The organism is Alcanivorax borkumensis SK2 (assembly GCF_000009365.1).
In the GTDB taxonomy this organism is placed as follows: domain Bacteria; phylum Pseudomonadota; class Gammaproteobacteria; order Pseudomonadales; family Alcanivoracaceae; genus Alcanivorax; species Alcanivorax borkumensis.
Genome location: NC_008260.1, coordinates 1,169,085 through 1,186,995, shown reverse-complemented (window position 1 = coordinate 1,186,995; position 17,911 = coordinate 1,169,085). Strand labels below are relative to the sequence as shown.

Here is a 17,911-nt window from a genome sequence, read left to right as displayed (position 1 = left end):
GACCGGGTAACGTACCTAACGTGCCGATCTATCCTCTATAAATCCGGGCTCCATTCCTAACTGCGGATACGGTAATGCCTGCGATAAGGATTTCAGTAACGGTGAAATTCTGTTGCCTAGGCGCAACTCAAAATCGTGCGGGTGTAACCCGATACGCACCGGCACCCCCACGCGCCGAGCCCGGCTAATATTCACCGCATTAGAAAAGCCCAACACCCAGGCCCGAAAAGCAGTATCGGCCTCAAAGCCCACTAAAGGTAGCCGGGTAAACGTTTGCTCTTGAGCATCATGGAGACCGAAAAGGGTTTCCACATACCGAAATGGCAACCGGGAAAGCTGCGCCGGAGAGAGCGCACCCAACGCCCAAGCCGGTGGCACATAGAGGGGTGAGGGGCTCAGCCCGTTACGGATAAACCAGCGATAACAATCCCACACTAACCGCTGAATGCCATCGCCGGAAAACGACAGATGCTCCGCCACATCCCGTGACAACAGCGCACTGTGCAAGCGGTGATAAAGCGTCACGGGGGGCTGACAACGATGGGACCAGCCATGCCCGGCTAGTGGATGCCCCGCGTTCTGCAGGCTTCGCAACCAATCAAGATCACCCTCCTGCCAATCTTTACCCGGCACCACTAACAAGGTTACCGCTTCACAAGGCAAGCGTAACCGCGCCAGCATGGCCGTTACCTGCGTCCGCGTCTCGGGCATCACGTCATGAATCGAGACCAGCGCAGCTAATGAGTCAGAGCGCATTACGTAGATAACTGCTACTCAAACGGCGCAGTAATGCCAAGGTAGGGGAAGGCAACGCCCAGCTCGAAGCTGGTGCCAACGAAGCACAGTGGGCCAGTACCGCCGTCCACTGGATAATCGCATCGTCGTTCATGGCTAGTGCCGCCTGGCGTGCCTGACGGGCTTTGAATGCACGAGTCACCGGGCTTAGCGACTGCAATCGCTCAACAGTATCGAACAGGCTCTCCCCCACCTTCATCACCCACAAGCCACTAACCAATGCCGGCCATTCGTTGATGCCGCAAGCCGGCGTAGTAATCACCAGCCGCTCACGTGCCATGGCTTCCAGCGCGACCGTGCCAAAGGCTTCCACCGATGAAGGTAGCACCAGTACTTGGCAGCGATCCAGCATACTGACCACTTGTTCACGGGTGCACCAACCATGGAAATGCAGATTATTCTGTTCACGGCAGGCGTTTTCTACCTTGTTACGCAGGGGGCCGTCTCCAGCGATTTCAAATTGCAGATCCGGACGCTGGGATGCCAGTACGAGAAAGGATTCAATATTTTTTTCCGCCGCCAGCCGGCCCACATAACAAACCCGCTGAACCGTATTATCTAACTCGACCACTGGCGTATTCACGAACTCTTGGGCCAACGGCGTGCCGACCAATTGAGGATTACGCGCTCCCGCTGCACGGGCCTGGGCGATCATCGATTCGCAAATAGTGGCGGCGGTTTCGCTGCCCTGAAACAGCGTCCGATTCACCCAATTGAGAAAGCCCCCAGCCAGACGCGCCAACCGCTTACCCCAATACAGCTCCACCAGACGGTTGTAATCTGTCTGGAAAGTTACGCACACCGGGATCCCCCATTTCTTGGCAATCCAGTACCCGATCATGGAGAAAATACCGGGGCCCGGAATGACGATCACATCGGGTTTCATTTCCCAGACCAAGGCACTGAGTTCTCGCACCTTGGGAAAAAACAGACGCTGAGTGGGATCACCCGGAATCGGAACAGACGCCCCTTGGCAAGGATGGGGATTGTGCATGCAAGGCTGCACCAACTCCACTTGCGCCACTTGATTTTTTAGATGCGACACCAGGTCTTGGAAGTAAGCACCGACGCCATTCCGCCCTTTGATTGCATCCACCACAAACAGTATGCGTAGCTCTTTGGTATCCATGCACGGCAGTATCCGGACTGCTCATGTCGAGAATGTGACAGCAAGGCCACCCACAACGCGGAAAGTACGACAAGGTATGACAAAAAACCAACAGGCTGCACACTACATACAACCTGTGCGGGCGTCAGGCGACGCTAACACGCCTACCCCTTTGCGGTGTGGAGATCACTTTCCATAGAGGCGGCGTTAACCATCGGGTTTGATAAAACCAAAGCGCTCATAAACCCAACCAAACCTCTGCAGCAATTCGTCATCACTGACGCCCAAGGCGTCCAGTGAGTAGTGGTGGCCACTACGGTACTGTTTGGCTTTGCGGTCTTGCTCCTGCAGCTGCTCACAGAAATGCGCGTCTGCTTGCCAGCCAAAACGACGGTAAAAACCCAGCACGGTATCGCTGGGAGCGCGCACCAGGGTCTCCATCACCGATAACGCCCGGCGCTGTTGCGGCATTTGTTCGGCCACTTCTATCAAATGCAGATAGTAGTATTCCAGCATTGCTAGAAACCCTTCCCGCCAGTAAGCGGTAGTGTCGCGGCCATCAAACAGGCGCGCACCGATCAGGATCGAATTCACCTGCGATGGCACCGCCGCCGTGGGGCTACGTAGGCAGCCAATAAAACGGGCATCCGGAAAGGCCTCTGCCAAGGTTTCCATCCACGGGGTAAACGAGGGATTCTTCGATAACAGGGTTTTCCCCTGTCCGTGAAAGTAAAGGTGACGCTGCACAAAGCGGCGGTAGGATTGCATCAATCGCTGTTTCTCATCCGCACTGCCATCGCGGTCCAGAAACGTCAGTTGCCACAGGGAAGGAACGGGAACCACAAGGACCAGCAGAAAGCAGCCCCATACGGGGATCAACCCCAGATAATCCTCTTCCGGATCGAGCAACCCTGTCTTGTGCACACCATCCAACCCACTCAACAGACGCCGTTCCAACCAACAGACTAGTCTAGCCCCCGGCCGGCCTAGCCACTTATCCAAGCGCGCCATACCCGTCCAGAAATAGCGCTGGGTAATCGAGGGGGCGAACAGTAGCTCCCATAGGGCGGTCGTCGTGAAACGCGAATCCATGGCCAGCAGACGATGCAGGAAAGTGGTACCGCTTCGCGGCACGCCAATCACAAATAATGGCTCGCGCACCGACACCCGGCGAAACCCCGGAAATAGCAGGTAATCCAACCCCAGCCCGATACCATTAATCGCCTGCACCAGCAAAAAAGATGGCCAAAAAACCAGCATCACCAGCAGTCGTTGCAACGAGAAGCCGTGCCATTGCCCTTGATAACGTGGAGCCCAACTGACCAGGAATAATCGGCTATAACGTTTCAACAGCTTTAACATGGTGAAGCTCGGCGGCGAGAAACGTTGAAACAATAAAACAGCTCCAAGACATAAAAATGACAGCAGTATCTCTTGTGTCTCGGTCACAGCGCTGTCATCTTTCTCGCAAAGAATAGCACTATGACACTGCCAATGACCGACCTAACTGCCTCTTCAATCTACCCAGCCTTGGTGGGCCACCGTGGCGCCCGCGGCGAAGCGCCTGAGAATACCCTCGCCAGCTTCCAGGTCGCTTTAGAGGCGGGCGTAACAGAAATGGAATTGGATGTACGGCTATCCTCCGATGGCCAGTTGATCGTATTGCACGATAGCGACGTAATCCGAACCACCGGGCTTCGCGGCAATGTTCGTCAGTACACCAGTGCCCAGCTCGGCGTCATGGATGCTCGCCGAAATACACCAGGCTGGCACAGCCCCACCGGGATTCCCTCACTTCAAGAAGTGATCGACCTATGTGGCCCAGCTATACGCTTCCAGTTCGAAGTTAAAGGGGCAAACCGGATTGTTCTGCACCAGCTAGCCCATCATCTGACGCATATGATCCACGACCAACAACTGCAAACACGAGTGGTGATCACCTCAAGTCACACTGGGTTTCTGCGCATGATCGGCACCATGGCCCCGGATATTGAACGCGGCTATGTGTGTCAGCACCGCTACCTGCAACCGACCCGAAGAGCACAAGGGTTGGGTTGTAGCTGGCTCATTGCACATTACTCTCTCGTTGGCCCTGCACTGATGCGCCGCGCCAAACGTCGCGGATTAAAGGTCTCTGTGTGGACGGTGAACGACCTGACAGAAGCCGAGCGGCTGGCAAAACTAAAGGTAAACAGCATCATCACCGACTTCCCCACCAGCTTTGTCAGCCACTTCCGCCGCAAACAGCGTTACGGGGCCTCGGAAGCCGTCTCCATTAGTGGCTGATCATTTAGGAACGCCATGATCTCATCTTTACGGGCCGTCGCATCTTTGCGCCCCATTTCAATCAATGCATTGGTGAACCCAGGCTCAAATAACAAATAGCTCATAGCACTGGCACCAGGAGAGCGAGTCGCTCCGGAACTGCGCAGAAAAAACCGCAAGGATCGAGGTAATTCCCGAATATGCTCCGCCGCGATTTCATCAATGGGCCGAGAGGGATAAATCTTTAGTACATCCACTTCTCGCAGCTTGATATCTTTTTTCCTGCGCGCCCGCTCTCCCAGGGCCGACAGTGTGTGATTAATGCGCTCAAGCCGCTCAACATCCCCTTCCAGCGTGTCGACAAACACACTATTAAGCACGTGCCCCAGCACCTGGGCCATTGAAGGGTACCCGCTTAGCTGACGTAGATGCCCTGCACTCACATTACCAGACACACCAATTACCAGTAGCCGCGTAGCGCCCAAATGCAGCGCGGGGCTTAATGGAGCAAGCTGACGCAGCGCTCCATCACCATAATAAGCCTTGTCCACCTTAGTCGCAGGAAACAGGATAGGAATGGCCGCCGATCCCAACAAATGCTCTACCCCAATTTGCGAACGCTTACCCTTACGGCGAGCGCGAGCCCATTCGGCAAGCTCATCGGTGCCCTGATAAAAGCTCACTGATTCACCGCTTGCATAGGCCGAAGCAGTAATGGCCAGTGCCCGCAAATGCCCCTGATCCAAGCTCTCCTGAATACGGCGAAAATTAATCACTAGCGATAGCAAGCGTTGTAACGGCGTATTATCAAGCAACGAACTTCGCTCCGGAGTTTTGCCCGTCGCCACACCAGAAAAAAACCAACGCAACACGCCACGGATGCAGGCATAGAGGTCCGTGCGATACACCTGTTCGGCGGTAATATTGGACCAGACTCTCTCCAAGCCTCGGACCGCCGCCCGATAGTTACCCGCATTCGCCGCTAAAGCCGTTGCATTGATCGCCCCCGCCGAGGTGCCACAGATAATCGGAAAGGGGTTCGGCGCGCCACGGGGAATCATTTCCGCTATCGCCGCTAGGACGCCTACCTGGTAAGCGCCACGTGCACCGCCGCCCGACAATATCAATCCTCTGACCGGATCCTGTTTGTGCATTGATACCCTCCCTGTTTGTTGTTTTCAGTATGCCGCGCTAACCGCCACGCCACCACTACTCGCCGCATCAATAATGCTGGCAAGGCAATACCCGCTACCTTATTCTGAACACCTTCAAGGACACAGGATTATGTGCGTTTTCTCCCTTCGCCCCGCTCTTCCCGACGATCTAGATGCCCTCACGGCACTGGAGCAGCGCTGCTTTTCCTCCGACCGCCTTACTCGACGCAGTTTTCGTCAATGGCTCAAGCGGCAGCACGCTGGCCTTATCGTTGCCCAGAACGAACATCAGCAATTGGTTGGCTATGTGCTAGTGTTGCTGCAACCCGGCACGCGTCTTGCCCGCCTTTACTCCATAGCAGTGGATCCGCAGCAGCGCGGCAAAAAACTCGGAGAACAGTTACTGGGTGCCGCCGAAGGCTATGCACATCAGCAACACCGCCTGTTTCTTCGTCTGGAAGTCCGCAAAGACAACACCGTGGCCATCGCCCTGTACGAACGCTTAGGCTACCGCCTGTTTGCCCAGACGGTAGACTATTACGAGGACCACGAAGACGCCCTGCGTTACCAAAAGCGGTTGCACTATTTAGCTGACTTACCCGACCTATCAGGCCAAGCGCACGCTGCCTCGACTCAAACAGGGCGTTTGCAGTTACCTTGGGTTCAGCAAACCACGCCTTTCACTTGCGGGCCCGCCTGCTTACTGATGGCCTTAGCTGCCCTGAAAAAACAGGCGCCCACGGTCACCGAAGAGCTATTGCTATGGCGTGAAGCCACCACCATCTACATGACCGCAGGCCATGGTGGCTGTCATCCGCTCGGCCTCGCACTGGCCGCTCGACAGCGTGGGCTCAGCGCCCGTGTATGGTGTAACCAGGCCGGCCCGTTATTTCTGGATTCGGTGCGTGACCGCGACAAAAAATCCGTGATTACCACCTTACACGACCACTTTGTCAGTGAGTGTTCGCGGCACAGGGTCCCGGTCTGCTACGACGATTTCAGCGCCACCGATCTAGATAATGCCATTAGTGTCGGCAGTATCGTGCTAGTGCTCATCAGTACTTGGCGACTAGACCGGCGCAAGGCGCCGCACTGGGTCGCTATTAGTGGCAGCGATGAGGAATGCTTCTACATCCACGACCCGGATCCCGGTGAAGACCAGGTGCCCATGGATTGCCAACATGTCCCCATTACACGCTATAAATTTGAACAAATGCGGCAGTACGGTCAGGCAAAGTTGCGTACGGCAGTGGTATTGAACCGCCTCTGAAGAATACCTTGCCGTAATCGCCGCGCTCGCGGCGCGCCTACGGCAGATAGTCAGACATAAAAAAACCCGCATGGAGCGGGTTCTTTTGTGGGCGGGCTTGGAATTAGATCTTCATCACGTTCTTACCCAGTGCCGCCGCTTTTTCGCTGTTAACCTTGCGAGCGTTCTCTTCGCATTCGTCATCATTACCGCCGCAAATTTCACAGTCCTGCTTCATGCCCAGCGCCGCCAGGCCACCACAGGATCCCTTTACCGGCTTGTTGGAGAGAATCACGCCCACAGCCATGCCGGCGAAAAGCAGGCCAATAAAAATTACTGCCGCCACAATAGTCATGAACATGTCACTTACCCTCCACAATTGCATCAAACGCAGGAGTCGATAACTCTTTCACTCCCTTCTCAGTTCTGACAATAAAAAATACGGCCAGTTCATGGTCTTTGGCAAAAGCCATTCCTTCATCCGGCCCCAGCACCGTCATTGCCGTGGCCAGCCCATCCGCAATCATTGCACTTTTGTGCAAAACAGACACCGAAGCAAGCTTGTGCTGCACCGGATAGCCCGTACGTGGATCAATCGTATGGGAGAATAATCGTCCTTGCGACTCGAAGAAGTTACGGTAATCACCACTGGTAGCCACCGCCATGTCCTTCAAGTCTACCACCTGCTCAACCTCACGAACGCCAGCAATCGGCCGCTCAACGGCAACTCGCCAAGGCTGCTTATAGGGCTTGCTGCCTTTGCCCCGCAATTCACCCCCCACTTCTACTAAATAGTTGCTCAAGCCATAACGGTCCAGTAAATCCGCCACCTTATCCACCGCATACCCCTTCGCAATAGAGGACAGATCCACATACACGCCGCCAGGCTGAAGTAACTGCTGCTCGCTGAGCATAAGCTTTTGCCAACCAACTCGTGTTAGCGCGGCCTCCACTTCAGAGTGTTTCGGAGGCTCAAAGCGCTCCGGATCAGGCCCAAAGCCCCACAAATTAACCAATGGACCCACAGTCACGTCGTAGGCCCCATCAGTCTGCTCCGAAAGCAAAAAAGCGGCATGCAAAACCTTCACCAGATCAGATGGCAACACCATCAGGGCACCGGGCTCAGCATGATTAAAACGGCTAATATTGGAGTCAGGACGGTAAGTGCTCATCTGCGCATTTACTTGCTCCAACGCCGCTACAATATCCGCCTTTAATGCTTGTACTCCGCCATCACTCGGTGTCCCTGTATATTTCACACTCCAAGTGGTACCCATAGTCGGGCCACTGAGCACAGAAAGGCGATTCTTGCTGTCATCACAGCCACCAAAAAGCAGAAGCAGAGAGAAAGCCAGTACAGAGAGGATGCGGAGCATTGCTTAGGTCCGAAGGTATAAAGCAAAGGAACAAGGATCAAGCTGGAACACAGAAAAGGAGCCCATGTTCTGTAAAGCTTCGCTCGCGATCAACGGCAAGGCGCGATCACAAACGATAAAACCTAAACATAGCTTCCACTGTAGCTTGTAGCTAACAAAACGCCGGCCCGAAGGCCGGCGTTTGGAATCATCCGCCAAAGTCATCCAACAGAATATTTTCCGGCTCGACGCCCAAATCTTCCAACATTTTGATGACAGACGCATTCATCATCGGCGGACCACACATGTAGTACTCGCAGTCCTCAGGGGCCGGATGGCCCTTAAGATACTGCTCGTACAGCACGTTGTGGATAAAGCCGGTGAGGCCATCCCAATTGTCTTCAGGTTGCGGATCTGACAGAGCTAGGTACCAGTCGAAGTTGTCATTCTCTTCAGCCAGCTTGTCATATTCCTCATTGTAGAAACATTCGCGAACACTGCGGGCACCATACCAGAAGCTCATTTTGCGCTTGGAGTGCAATCGCTTGAGCTGATCGAAGATATGGCTACGCATGGGGGCCATACCCGCACCACCGCCGATGAACACCATTTCTGCGTCGGTTTTCTTAGCGAAGAACTCGCCGAATGGACCAAATACAGTGATCTTGTCACCCGGCTTCAGGCTGAACACGTATGAGCTCATAATGCCGGGTTGAATATCCTTGGAGCCAGGAGGCGGCGTCGCAATACGGATATTGAATTTAAGGATGCCCTTCTCTTCCGGGTAGTTGGCCATGGAATAAGCACGGATCACTTCTTCGTTATTTTTGGTGTTCAAATCGAAAAAGTTGAACCGTTCCCAGTCACCCCGGTATTCCTCATCGATATCGAAGTCAGAAAACTTCACATCGAAAGGCGGCGCTTCCAGCTGTACATAACCCCCGGCACGGAAATCCACATTTTCGCCTTCAGGCAACTTCAGCGTCAGCTCTTTGATGAAAGTGGCAACATTGTTATTGGAAACAACCTCACACTCCCACTTCTTAACGCCGAAGAATTCTTCTGGCACCTGGATTTCCATGTCTTGCTTCACGTTGACCTGACAACTTAAGCGCCAGCCATCGCGAATCTGACCTTTGGTGAAATGACCTTCTTCAGTGGGAAGAATATCGCCACCACCATCCAGCACCTGACACCGACACTGCGCGCAAGTACCACCACCGCCACAGGCAGAAGATAGAAAAATACCCTGATCTGCCAATGTCCCCAACAGCTTACCGCCAGCTGGAGCTTCAATGGATTTATCTGGATCATCGTTAATGACAATGCTCACATTACCCGTGCTGACCAGCCGCGAGCGGGCAACCAGAATGATTGCCACCAACGCGAGCACGATGGCGGTGAACATGACAACACCGAGAATAATCTCAAAACTCATGATTCAACCCCTCGCTTACAGCTGCACACCGGAAAAAGACATAAAGCCCAGTGACATCAAACCAACAGTAATGAAGGTGATGCCTAGACCTTTTAGGCCATCGGGTACGTCACTGTACTTCAGCTTTTCACGAATACCGGCCAACAGAGTGATGGCAAGAGCCCAACCCACGCCGGCACCCACGCCATACACAACAGACTCACCGAAGGTGTAATCGCGTTCCACCATGAATAGAGAAGCCCCCATGATGGCGCAGTTCACTGTAATTAGCGGCAGGAAGATACCCAGCGCGTTGTACAAGCTCGGCACGTATTTATCCAGAGTCATCTCCAGAATCTGTACGATCGCTGCAATCACGCCAATATAGCTGAGAAGCCCGAGAAAACGCAGATCCAGACTTGCGAGCTGTTCGCTGCCAGTCCAAGACAAAGCACCTTCTTCAAGCAGATTATGAAGAATCAGGTTATTCACCGGAACAGTAATCGCCAGAACCACAACCACCGCAATCCCCAGGCCGATGGCAGTCTGGATCTTTTTGGAAATCGCGATAAAGGTACACATGCCCAGAAAGAAGGCCAACGCCATGTTCTCAACAAAGACGGCGCGGACGAACAGGCTCAGATAATGTTCAAACATTCCTCGTCTCCGTTAAAACGCGTCGCTGACACGGGTGTTGGGCTTCATTTTGAAGGTATCTTCTTCCACTTGCTCCGGCTTCCAGGCACGAATAGCCCAAATAAACAGACCAATAAGGAAGAACGCGCTGGGTGGTAACAGCATCATGCCATTGGTCATGTACCAGCCGCCTTCGGATACCTTGGGCAGAATCTGGTGACCAAACAAACTACCCGCACCCAGTAATTCGCGGGTAAAACCCAGCCCCAACAGAATTGCCGAATAACCTAGACCGTTCCCTACGCCATCGAGGAAAGACGGGATCGGCGGATTCTTCATAGCAAAGGCTTCCGCGCGCCCCATCACGATACAGTTGGTAATAATGAGCCCCACGAACACCGACAGTTGCTTGGAAATACTGTAGGCATAGGCTTTCAGAAACTGATCAACCACAATTACCAGCGATGCAATGATGGTCATCTGTACGATGATTCGAATGCTGGAAGGAATGCTGTTGCGAATCGAGCTTACAAAGAAGTTCGAGAACGCTGTTACCGCAGTCAATGCGATACACATCGTCACCGTGGTGCTCAGGTTACTGGTCACCGCCAACGCGGAACAGATACCCAGGATCTGCAGAGCGATGGGGTTATTGTCGAAAATCGGACCTAACAAGATGTCCTTGGTTTTCTCCGCCATTACGCCTCTCCTTCCGGTTGCTCAGGTGTCGCGGCACCATCAGCCACCGCCGTTTCACCCTCTTGCATACGCTCAAGGTAAGGACCAAAACCGTTTTCGCCTACCCAAAAACGCAGCAAGTTACTTACACCCTTGCTGGTCAGGGTTGCGCCGGCCAGGCCATCAACTTTGTATTCCGCATTCGGGGTGCTGCCATCCACTGTGCCTTTAATCACCTGGATTTCCACTTCCCCCTGGTCACCGTATAACTTCTTGCCTTCCCAAAGAGCCTTCCACTTAGGGTTATCCACTTCACCCCCCAGCCCTGGAGTTTCGCCGTGCTCGTAGAAACCGAGCCCGGCCACTGTATTGGCATCCGGCTCAAGCGCCAGGAAACCGTACAGAGTAGACCAAAGGCCGTAGCCATGAACGGGCAAGATGATACGGCTTAGCGCGCCGCTATCGTCTTTGGCCAGGTACACTTCGGCCACTTTTGCCTGGCTCTTGATGTCCGCAAGGTCTTCATCGCCAGTCAGGCGAATAGATTGCTCGGGATCCTTAGCCGCTTTACGTTGATCGTAAGACTCTGGCATCTCAACATATTTGCCGGTATCGATATCAACAAACTTACGCTCAATAGTCTTGAAAACCTCTTCTACGTCGGTACCTTCTTGGTACAACCCAGCGGCTTGAAGAATATTCATCCGTTTATCGAGAAGCTGATTCTCAGCCTGAACCGGACGCAAGCTCACCGCTGCTGTGGCCACAACCACACCACAAACCACGCATACCAGGAAGGCGACCAGCAGCGTTTTACCAACGCTTTCGTTGTTTCCAGCCATTAGACTTCTCCCCCTGTCCGACGCAGGCGGCGACGAATATTCGCCTGGGTCACAAAGTAATCAATCAGCGGTGCACACAAGTTGCCGAACAGGATCGCCAACATGATGCCTTCTGGGAAAGCCGGGTTGATCACCCGAATCAGGACGGTCATCACACCAATCAGGGCACCAAAGATGTATTTGCCCGTGTTGGTCATGGAGGCCGACACCGGGTCGGTTGCCATGAAGATCATACCGAAGGCGAAGCCACCCACACTCAGGTGCCAGTACCATGGCATGCCGAACATGGCATTGGTCTCAGAACCGATCACATTGAACAGGGAAGACATACCAAGCATGCCCAAGAACACACCCAAAACAATGCGCCAAGAAGCAATCTTGGTCATCAACAAAGCTGCGCCACCGATAAGAATAGCCAGCGTGGAAGTCTCACCAATACTGCCCTGGATGTTACCAAGGAAAGTGTTCATCCAACTCAGGCTAGCGGTAGCGGCCGCCGCACCTTCAGTCAATGCGTTGCCAGTAAGGCCTACCGCGTAGTTCAAGCTACCCGAGGCAGCCAGAGACAAGGACGTGGCACCGGAGAAGTTATCCACGGCGGTCCACACTGCATCACCGGACATCTGCGCCGGGTAGGCAAAGTAAAGGAACGCACGGCCAACCAACGCCGGGTTAAGGAAGTTCTTGCCCGTTCCCCCGAACACTTCCTTACCGATGACTACACCGAAGGAAATACCCAGGAACACCTGCCACAAAGGAATGGAAGGTGGCAGGATCAAGGTAAACAGAATACCCGTAACGAAGAAGCCTTCGTTAACCTCATGGCCGCGCTTCCACGCGAACAGTCCTTCCCAGATAAAACCCCCGATGTACACGGTGAGCAGAATCGGGATGTAGTAAACCGCACCATGCAGAACATTGGCCCAAATACTGGCCGGATCGAACCCGGTCAGCGCTGCCACCAAATCACTACGCCAGCCGGCGAGCGGACTAGCACCTAACTCTGCGATCTGCAAATTAGCTTGGTAACCGGTGTTCCACAGACCAAACAGGATCGCCGGAAAAGTGCAGAACCACACCGTCATCATGATCCGTTTCAGATCAAGACCATCACGCACGTGAGCCGCGGAACGGGTTACCGAATCCGGGGTGTAGAGCATGGTGTCGAACATTTCGTAGAAGGTGTAATACTTCTCGAACTTACCACCCTCATGAAAATGAGGGGACACTTTGTCATCTAGAAACTTTCTCATACCCATGCTCAGCCCTCCGCCTCAATCGTGGTCAGGTTGTCGCGCAGAATCGGACCGTATTCGTATTTGCCTGGGCACACGAAGGTACACAGAGAAAGGTCTTCTTCCAGCAACTCCAAGGCACCAAGGGCCGTGGCGCTGTCGGTATCACCAACAATCAATGCACGCAGCAACTGCGTCGGCAAAATATCCAGCGGCATCACTTCTTCATAGGCCCCCACTGGCACCATGGCACGTTCGGAGCCATTGGTAGTAGTGGTAAAATTGAAGCGTTTGCCCGGCATCAGCTTGGACAGATAGATATTCATCAGCGAGAAACGGTTGGCGCCGGGCGAAATGTAACCCAACAGCTCCCGTTCATGGCCTTCACGCAAAGCCGTTAGCTGGTTTGTTGTCCGGCTTAACCAAGCCACAGGACCTCGGGCGTTGTGACCGTTCAGCACAGAGCCGGAGATCAGGCGGTTATCGCCCTCTTTTAGTTCACCCTGGGCAAAATCGTCCACGCTGGCGCCCACACGAGTACGTAAGGCCCGTGGAGTTTTCGCCTGCGGGCCTGTCAAGGCAACCACACGGGCGGAACTAATCTTGCCTTCGGTGAACAGCTTGCCGATAGCAATCACATCCTGATAACCCACCGACCAAACTGTCTTGTTCAGGCCAACAGGGTCTAGATAGTGAATGTGGGTACCCACATTGCCTGCCGGATGCTTACCAGAAAACGCTTCTTCACGAACCTGCCCGCCCGCAAAGCTGGGCAGATCAGTATTAGGACCGCGACACACCCATACCGGGCCGTCGGTCAGACGGCTCAGTACAGTCAAACCATGGCGAAAAGCCTGCTCATTTTCCTTGATCACCACAGCCGGATCTAGTGCCAGAGGGTTGGTGTCAAGGATAGAGACGAAAACAGAATTGGGTGTACTACCCGGTGCCGGCACCTTGCCGAATGGGCGAGTGCGCAGCAGCGTCCACTCACCGGAGTCCACCAACTGCTGCTGCACCGCATCGCGATCCAGAGATCTCAGTTGGTCAGCACTGTAAGAGGCGAAGGTGACTTCGTCTTCCTGGTCTGCCACTTCAATCACCACAGATTGAAGCACTCGTTTGTGGCCACGGTTAATGGCAATCACTTTACCGGCAGCAGGAGATGTATATTTCACACCCTCGGTTTTCTTATCCGTGAAGATCAGCTGGCCTTTTTTGACCACGTCTCCCTCGCGGACTTCCATAGTGGGTTTCATGCCCACATAGTCACCGCCGAGCACGGCAACAGAACGAACCTGGTGACCTTCCTCAATCGCCTGGCGCGGTGCACCAGCGATGGGCAGATCAAGGCCCTTCCTGATTTTAATCATAGTTTCTCGCCCACGTTGCATGTTGCTGAAGTCGAGGCACGCTACCTGAGGGCCCGGGTAAACCAGGTTTTACAGGAAACGTTCGCAAATTCCGGAATGTGCAATGGATACCGACAAAAACCCGGCGGGCACATTATAAGGTCGCGCCTACCTGTTCGCCAGCACCGCCGCCTCCGCCTTTTGTCGTATAGCCCCTTTTATAGGGCAACAAGAAAACGGAAAATGCACCGAAAAAAGCCCGCGGGGCGGGCTTCTCTGTTCCGGGTTCAGTCCTTCGGATACACCGGGAATTCCACCCCAGAAATCTGCTGCAGGATACGCAACACCTGACAGCTATAACCGAACTCATTGTCATACCACACATACAGCACACAGTGACGACCATTAACAATAGTCGCTTCTGCGTCAATCACGGAGGCGTGACGTGAGCCAACGAAATCCGTAGACACTGCATCCGGGCTGCTTACGAAATCCACCTGGCGCTGCAGAGGAGAATGCAAGCTCACCCAACGCAAGTAATCGTTGAGCTCTTCCAAGGTAGTTTCTTTGCCCAGAGTCAAGTTCAGGATCGCCATAGACACGTTCGGGGTGGGAACGCGGATGGAGTTTCCGGTCAGCTTGCCATTAAGGCTCGGCAATACTTTGGTGGCAGCCGTCGCCGCACCGGTCTCAGTCAACACCATGTTCAGTGGCGCCGAACGCCCACGACGAGGCCCCTTGTGGAAGTTATCCAACAGGTTCTGGTCATTGGTGTAGGAGTGTACCGTTTCCACATGGCCGAACTCGATGCCGAACTTATCTTCCAGCGCCTTCAGCGGCGGAACGATGGCATTGGTGGTGCAGCTTGCTGCGGAAATAATCTTGTCGCTGTCTTCAATCAAATCATTGTTCACTCCGTGAACGATGTTCTTCATGTTGCCCTTGCCTGGCGCAGTCAACATCACGCGGGACACACCCTTGCATTGCAAATGCTGAGACAGACCTTCCTCGTCACGCCATTTACCGGTGTTATCAATCACCACAGCATTATTAATGCCGTAATCGGTGTAATCGATAGACGCCGGGTCGCTGGAGTAAATCACCTTAATGAAGTTACCGTTGGCGATGATGGCATTTTCTTCCTCGTCCACAGCAATAGTGCCCGCAAACGGGCCGTGCACAGAATCACGACGCATCAGGCTAGCGCGCTTTTGCAAATCACCCTTACCTGATTCACGCACCACAATGGCTTTCAGGCGCAGGCCATCGCCGGAGCCGGCTTTCTCGATCAACAGACGTGCCAGAATACGACCGATACGGCCGAACCCGTACAGCACCACATCGGTGCGCTCGGGCATGTCGACTTTGCTGCTCACCGCTTCAGACAGCTCTTCTCGCACATAATCTTCGATAGAGAGGCCACGATTGTCTTTTTTGTACTCCACCGCCAATTTACCGATATCGATCCGGCAAGGGCCGAGATCCGACTTAGCCACTTCCTGAAGGATCGGGAAAGTATCGACCACAGACAGTTCAGAATCTTCAACCTGCTTAACGAAACGATGGCTCTTCAGAATCTGGATAACAGACTTGTTGACCAGGGAACGGCTGTACACGGTCGTGGTAACGTTCTTTTCACGATGCAGGCGCCCGATCATAGGAATCATGGCTTCTGCAATTTCTTCGCGGTTCTTCCAGCGTCCGAAATGGTCTTCCAGTTTGCTCACGGAGATGGCCCTCTCAGTTTGGGTTCAGGCGACGAAAAGCGGCATCATTGCCATGCTTGCCGTCCTACCTGCGGTGGTGGAGTACGGGGCGCGCATAATAGCGCCAAAAGGCCACATTATCTACCCGGATTAGGGGAAGATAGCACGCCAAAGCCCGCTATCCGGCGCAGACAAAGATAAACACCCATTACTACAGGAGTATCATCCGTCTGCGGCCTTCTGCAAGGCGGAAGCAACCTGTTTCCTTAGCTCCGGCACCACCTCCTCCTCGAACCAGGGCCGTTGCTGTAACCACAGGCGATTGCGGGGGCTGGGATGAGGGAGCGGAAAAAACCCCTGATCCAACGCCCGGGCAAAATGCCGCACTGTGTCTGTGAGTGTTTTTCCAGGCTTAGCCAGATAAAAGCGCTGGGCATACCGTCCTACCAACAATGTCAGCCGCAGATTTGGCAACTCCGCCAGCAAAGGGCCATGCCACTGGGGCGCACATTCCGGTCGCGGCGGCAGGTCCCCGCCCTTGCCCCGGCCCGGATAGCATAGCCCCATAGGAATGATCGCAATCTGACTCTCGTCATAGAAGGTTTCACGGCCAACCTGTAGCCAGTCTCGCAGACGATCGCCGGACGGATCGTTCCAGGGAATCCCGGTCTCATGAACGCGAGTCCCCGGCGCCTGCCCCACAATCAGTAACCGCGCGCCCTGCCCAGCCTGCACCACCGGCCGCGGCCCCAGCGGCAGATGCGACTCACACAGCCGGCAGGCACGAACGTCTTCCAACAGGTCAATCAGTTGTGTCATTCCGTCGGGCTGTCTGAGGGATGCAGGCGCATCAATCCTTCTTGAGCCACCGACGCCACCAAGGTGCCATCTTGGCGATAAATAGAACCAAAATTCAGGCCGCGAGAACCACCCGAGAAGGGGCTATCACTTCGATACAGCAGCCACTCATCAATGCGAAAATCATTATGGAACCACATGGCATGATCAATGCTCGCGCACTGCACATTAGGCTGCCAGAAATTCATTCCGTGAGGCAGCATGGCGGTGCCCATTAGGCCAAAGTCGGAACAATAGGCTAATAACGCTCGCTGGGTCATCGGGTTAGCATCCACCCGATCTACCACCCTGAACCAAACCTCGCGGACAGGGTCCTGGGGTTCAGAGGAGATGGAATCTTTCGGCGTCACCGGCCGAAACTCTACCGGCCGGTCAGTCAGAAAATCCTTTCGAAACTGTTCAGGCAAGCGATCCACCAGCTTCATACGAATGCCCTCATCATTCTCTAGGCCCTCAGGCCCCGGCACGTCGGGCATAACTGACTGATGGGAAACCCCCTCCTCCGCCACTTGGTAAGACGCCGCCAGAGAGAAGATCGGCCGACCATGCTGGATCGCGTCCACTCGGCGCGTGGTGAAACTCTTGCCATCACGTATCCGGTCAACGTAATAGACAATCGGCACGTTAAAATCGCCGGGGCGCAAAAAATACGCATGCAAGGAGTGCACAGGACGTGCATCATCCACCGTCCGCGAGGCGGCCAACAACGCCTGCCCAGCCACCAAGCCACCAAACACACTGCGCTGCCCATTGGCCTCGCTTTGTCCCCGAAACAAATTATTCTCCAGCTGCTCCAAATCGAACAGATTCATCAGTTCCTGAACCGATGCCTTCATACTCAACCCTCTGCGCAATAAAACCAATGGTCGCCATCCTACCTGCAACTCGAAAGAATGTTGAGATTGACGACATCCAGAAAAGTGGGCAGGCAATAACCAACAGAGCACGCCCAATGAGCAATAACATGCACATTATTTCTCGCAAGAGCTCACAGCCTAGCAAGTCGCTTTCACTCTATGTGAAAACCAACAACCCGGCCCGGTGGCTTTATGGAATAGGAAAACAACGCTCTCTATTTACTTCTGCGCTAACGACCCAACAATTAAAGGCCACCTCGAAATGGTGAGTACCATCACTGACCACCAGCGACGCCAACGGAACCCAAAAAGCAAACGACTCACCCGGCGCCTTATTGTGTAGGGCAACCTCGCCCTGCTTGCGTTGCGAGTGGCCGGAGAAACAGAAGAAAAAGGCTTTCCCC

17 protein-coding genes are annotated in these 17,911 nt (G+C 54.1%); 2 read left to right on the top strand and 15 right to left on the bottom strand.

What is annotated here, in order from left to right; genetic code table 11:
* Nucleotides 1–15: 15 nt before the first annotated feature.
* The 3 genes from ABO_RS05405 to ABO_RS05395 all read right to left on the bottom strand — a co-directional run bounded on the left by ABO_RS05405 (nt 16) and on the right by ABO_RS05395 (nt 3,265).
* On the bottom strand, nt 16–756 hold the full coding sequence (locus tag ABO_RS05405) for a polysaccharide deacetylase family protein (protein ID WP_046961827.1): 741 nt from the start codon (nt 754–756) through the stop codon (nt 16–18).
* Complete coding sequence (locus tag ABO_RS05400) at nt 746–1,924, bottom strand: glycosyltransferase (protein ID WP_011588328.1); 1,179 nt, start codon at nt 1,922–1,924, stop codon at nt 746–748. Before ABO_RS05400 ends, ABO_RS05405 begins: the two co-directional genes overlap by 11 nt.
* 186 nt (nt 1,925–2,110) lie before the next feature.
* Entirely contained in the window at nt 2,111–3,265 is a 1,155-nt protein-coding gene (locus ABO_RS05395; protein WP_011588327.1) for a sulfotransferase, read from the bottom strand.
* Between the two features lie 120 nt (nt 3,266–3,385).
* On the opposite strand from ABO_RS05395, the gene ABO_RS05390 reads away from it, so the two are divergent.
* Nucleotides 3,386–4,189 (top strand): glycerophosphodiester phosphodiesterase, encoded by an 804-nt coding sequence (locus tag ABO_RS05390; RefSeq protein ID WP_046961826.1) that lies wholly within the window; start codon nt 3,386–3,388, stop codon nt 4,187–4,189.
* Here ABO_RS05390 and ABO_RS05385 read toward each other — a convergent pair.
* Complete coding sequence (locus ABO_RS05385; protein WP_011588325.1) at nt 4,153–5,322, bottom strand: patatin-like phospholipase family protein; 1,170 nt, start codon at nt 5,320–5,322, stop codon at nt 4,153–4,155. The two genes, ABO_RS05390 and ABO_RS05385, sit on opposite strands and share 37 nt — an antisense overlap.
* Before the next feature lie 130 nt (nt 5,323–5,452).
* Between ABO_RS05385 and ABO_RS05380 the strand changes: the two genes are divergently transcribed.
* The gene (locus tag ABO_RS05380; protein WP_041704921.1) at nt 5,453–6,592 is read left to right on the top strand and encodes a GNAT family N-acetyltransferase/peptidase C39 family protein; all 1,140 of its coding nucleotides are present in this window, start codon (nt 5,453–5,455) and stop codon (nt 6,590–6,592) included.
* Between the two features lie 103 nt (nt 6,593–6,695).
* On the opposite strand, the gene nqrM is transcribed toward ABO_RS05380, so the two are convergent.
* From nqrM to ABO_RS05325, 11 genes are all read right to left on the bottom strand, one after another.
* Complete coding sequence (gene nqrM / locus ABO_RS05375; protein ID WP_011588323.1) at nt 6,696–6,932, bottom strand: (Na+)-NQR maturation NqrM; 237 nt, start codon at nt 6,930–6,932, stop codon at nt 6,696–6,698.
* 1 nt (nt 6,933) lies between these two features.
* A complete protein-coding gene (locus ABO_RS05370) occupies nt 6,934–7,947 on the bottom strand; it encodes an FAD:protein FMN transferase (protein ID WP_011588322.1) in 1,014 nt (337 codons plus the stop codon).
* A 187-nt stretch (nt 7,948–8,134) separates the two neighbouring features.
* Nucleotides 8,135–9,364 carry an NADH:ubiquinone reductase (Na(+)-transporting) subunit F gene (nqrF, locus tag ABO_RS05365; protein WP_011588321.1) on the bottom strand — a complete coding sequence of 410 codons (1,230 nt, stop codon included), beginning with the start codon at nt 9,362–9,364 and terminating at the stop codon, nt 8,135–8,137.
* Nucleotides 9,365–9,379: 15 nt separating this feature from the next.
* Nucleotides 9,380–10,000 (bottom strand): NADH:ubiquinone reductase (Na(+)-transporting) subunit E, encoded by a 621-nt coding sequence (gene nqrE / locus ABO_RS05360; protein ID WP_011588320.1) that lies wholly within the window; start codon nt 9,998–10,000, stop codon nt 9,380–9,382.
* Between the two features lie 12 nt (nt 10,001–10,012).
* Nucleotides 10,013–10,678, bottom strand: a complete 666-nt coding sequence (locus ABO_RS05355; protein WP_011588319.1) for an NADH:ubiquinone reductase (Na(+)-transporting) subunit D — start codon at nt 10,676–10,678, stop codon at nt 10,013–10,015.
* Complete coding sequence (locus tag ABO_RS05350; protein ID WP_011588318.1) at nt 10,678–11,499, bottom strand: Na(+)-translocating NADH-quinone reductase subunit C; 822 nt, start codon at nt 11,497–11,499, stop codon at nt 10,678–10,680. Before ABO_RS05350 ends, ABO_RS05355 begins: the two co-directional genes overlap by 1 nt.
* A complete protein-coding gene (locus tag ABO_RS05345) occupies nt 11,499–12,758 on the bottom strand; it encodes an NADH:ubiquinone reductase (Na(+)-transporting) subunit B (protein WP_011588317.1) in 1,260 nt (419 codons plus the stop codon). The genes ABO_RS05350 and ABO_RS05345 overlap by 1 nt, the downstream gene beginning before the upstream one ends.
* Before the next feature lie 2 nt (nt 12,759–12,760).
* Nucleotides 12,761–14,107, bottom strand: coding sequence for a Na(+)-translocating NADH-quinone reductase subunit A (locus ABO_RS05340; RefSeq protein WP_011588316.1), 1,347 nt, complete (start codon nt 14,105–14,107; stop codon nt 12,761–12,763).
* 266 nt (nt 14,108–14,373) lie between these two features.
* Nucleotides 14,374–15,813, bottom strand: coding sequence for a glyceraldehyde-3-phosphate dehydrogenase (locus ABO_RS05335; protein WP_011588315.1), 1,440 nt, complete (start codon nt 15,811–15,813; stop codon nt 14,374–14,376).
* 201 nt (nt 15,814–16,014) lie between these two features.
* Entirely contained in the window at nt 16,015–16,611 is a 597-nt protein-coding gene (locus ABO_RS05330) for a uracil-DNA glycosylase family protein (protein WP_011588314.1), read from the bottom strand.
* Nucleotides 16,608–17,486, bottom strand: coding sequence for an acyl-CoA thioesterase (locus ABO_RS05325; protein WP_011588313.1), 879 nt, complete (start codon nt 17,484–17,486; stop codon nt 16,608–16,610). The genes ABO_RS05330 and ABO_RS05325 overlap by 4 nt, the downstream gene beginning before the upstream one ends.
* Nucleotides 17,487–17,911 lie beyond the last annotated feature (425 nt).

Excerpts from the sequence above, each read along its gene's own strand:
- ABO_RS05405 (WP_046961827.1), bottom strand. The coding sequence starts at position 756 with ATGCGCTCTGACTCATTAGCTGCGCTGGTCTCGATTCATGACGTGATG.
- ABO_RS05400 (WP_011588328.1), bottom strand. The coding sequence starts at position 1,924 with ATGGATACCAAAGAGCTACGCATACTGTTTGTGGTGGATGCAATCAAA.
- ABO_RS05395 (WP_011588327.1), bottom strand. The coding sequence starts at position 3,265 with ATGTTAAAGCTGTTGAAACGTTATAGCCGATTATTCCTGGTCAGTTGG.
- ABO_RS05390 (WP_046961826.1), top strand. The coding sequence starts at position 3,386 with ATGACACTGCCAATGACCGACCTAACTGCCTCTTCAATCTACCCAGCC.
- ABO_RS05385 (WP_011588325.1), bottom strand. The coding sequence starts at position 5,322 with ATGCACAAACAGGATCCGGTCAGAGGATTGATATTGTCGGGCGGCGGT.
- ABO_RS05380 (WP_041704921.1), top strand. The coding sequence starts at position 5,453 with ATGTGCGTTTTCTCCCTTCGCCCCGCTCTTCCCGACGATCTAGATGCC.
- nqrM (WP_011588323.1), bottom strand. The coding sequence starts at position 6,932 with ATGTTCATGACTATTGTGGCGGCAGTAATTTTTATTGGCCTGCTTTTC.
- ABO_RS05370 (WP_011588322.1), bottom strand. The coding sequence starts at position 7,947 with ATGCTCCGCATCCTCTCTGTACTGGCTTTCTCTCTGCTTCTGCTTTTT.
- nqrF (WP_011588321.1), bottom strand. The coding sequence starts at position 9,364 with ATGAGTTTTGAGATTATTCTCGGTGTTGTCATGTTCACCGCCATCGTG.
- nqrE (WP_011588320.1), bottom strand. The coding sequence starts at position 10,000 with ATGTTTGAACATTATCTGAGCCTGTTCGTCCGCGCCGTCTTTGTTGAG.
- ABO_RS05355 (WP_011588319.1), bottom strand. The coding sequence starts at position 10,678 with ATGGCGGAGAAAACCAAGGACATCTTGTTAGGTCCGATTTTCGACAAT.
- ABO_RS05350 (WP_011588318.1), bottom strand. The coding sequence starts at position 11,499 with ATGGCTGGAAACAACGAAAGCGTTGGTAAAACGCTGCTGGTCGCCTTC.
- ABO_RS05345 (WP_011588317.1), bottom strand. The coding sequence starts at position 12,758 with ATGGGTATGAGAAAGTTTCTAGATGACAAAGTGTCCCCTCATTTTCAT.
- ABO_RS05340 (WP_011588316.1), bottom strand. The coding sequence starts at position 14,107 with ATGATTAAAATCAGGAAGGGCCTTGATCTGCCCATCGCTGGTGCACCG.
- ABO_RS05330 (WP_011588314.1), bottom strand. The coding sequence starts at position 16,611 with ATGACACAACTGATTGACCTGTTGGAAGACGTTCGTGCCTGCCGGCTG.
- ABO_RS05325 (WP_011588313.1), bottom strand. The coding sequence starts at position 17,486 with ATGAAGGCATCGGTTCAGGAACTGATGAATCTGTTCGATTTGGAGCAG.